We start from the raw sequence: 1,372 nt of genomic DNA, 5'->3' as shown, positions 1-1,372 counted from the left end.
ACCGAGGACCGGCCCGGTCTCCCCCGCACCCGCCGCCGCCAGGGCGTCGGTCTCATCTCCCCGGCGCCCCCGTGCTCGCCCGCTCCGTCAGGGTCGTGGGGACGAGTCGTACCCCCGTGACCGTCTCGCCGCGCAGCTCCCGCAGCACCGCGTCCACGCACAACTCCCCCACCCGCGCGAAGTCCTGGCGCACGGTCGTCAGCGGCGGGATGAAGGAGGCCGCCTCCGCGATGTCGTCGAAGCCGACGACGCTCACGTCCTCGGGCACCCGCCTGCCCCGCTCGTGGAAGGCTCTGAGCACGCCGAGGGCCATCTGGTCGTTGGCCACGAACACCGCACCGCAGCCGGGTTCGTCGGCGAGCCGGAGCCCCGCCTCGTAACCGGACTCGGGCGTCCAGTCCCCGCGCAGGAGGGGCGGCACCTTCCGCCCCTCCTCACGCAGGACCGCCTCCCAGGCCTCCGCACGACGGCCGGCCGCGAAGGACTCCTCGGGGCCCGCGACGTGCCAGACCGTGGTGTGCCCGAGGTCGAGCAGGTGCCGCACCGCGGTGCGGGCGCCCTGCCGCTGGTCCGTGTCCACGACGGGGAAGCGGCCGGTGGCGTCGGAGTCCACGACCACCACCTTGACGTGCGGGGGAAGGGTGAGCGACGCGGTGTCGAGGAGGTGGACCTCCATGATGAGCACGACGGCGTCGACGGCCAGTTCGTCGAGCCGGGTGAACGCGCCCCTGACGTTGTCCTGGGTGGGCGCGTCGAGCGGGATGAGGGTGACCGCGTAGCCCGCGCGGGAGGCCGATCCGGCGATGGCCTCCAGGGTGCGGACGTTGCCGGTGCTGGAGAGGCCCATGGTGATGACGCCGATGGCCCGGAACTCGCCGCGCTTGAGGGCGCGGGCCGCGCTGTTGGGCCGGTAGCCCAGCTCCTTCATGGCGTCGAGGACCTTCGCGCGGGTGCTCTCGACGACGGCCGCGTCACCGTTGGAGACGCGTGAGACCGTCTGCGAGGAGACCCCCGCGAGCTGGGCGACGTCCGCCATGGAGACCCGGCGCGGCCTGCCGCGCGCTCCTCGCGGGCCGTCGCCGTCGGCCGTCGCCGAGCCGCCTGCCGTGTTCTTCTCCGCCACCCGAATCCCTCTCATTCACCACTGCTTCGCGCTTGACGCCCCCCAGCGGGAGTGTCACCATCACGCTACCGATGATTACGTAAACATTTCTCGTCGGCCAGCCCACGCGGGGCCGATTCACGGCCGCCAGGCCCTCTCGCCTCGCCCACGCCAGAGCTCACACATCGCTCATGTCGCACATCGTCTTCACCACCGTGCTCACCCTCATCTTCACTACTGTCCCCACCCTCACTTCACCACCGTCTCCGC

At 72.0% G+C, this 1,372-nt stretch carries 1 protein-coding gene; it reads right to left on the bottom strand.

What is annotated here, in order from left to right:
- Positions 1 to 52: 52 nt before the first annotated feature.
- Positions 53 to 1,036: a LacI family DNA-binding transcriptional regulator gene (locus AOK00_RS32905; protein ID WP_055603819.1), complete on the bottom strand. Its 984-nt coding sequence runs from the start codon at positions 1,034 to 1,036 to the stop codon at positions 53 to 55.
- Positions 1,037 to 1,372: the final 336 nt, after the last annotated feature.

The sequence above is a fragment of the Streptomyces aureus genome (assembly GCF_001418135.1).
Classification (GTDB): Bacteria; Actinomycetota; Actinomycetes; order Streptomycetales; family Streptomycetaceae; genus Streptomyces; species Streptomyces aureus_A.
Note: the sequence above shows the minus strand (reverse complement) of the source record. Positions and strands in the feature narration are given on the sequence as shown.

Coding starts and splice junctions, on each gene's coding strand:
- AOK00_RS32905 (WP_055603819.1), bottom strand. CDS start 1,036: ATGGCGGACGTCGCCCAGCTCGCGGGGGTCTCCTCGCAGACGGTCTCA.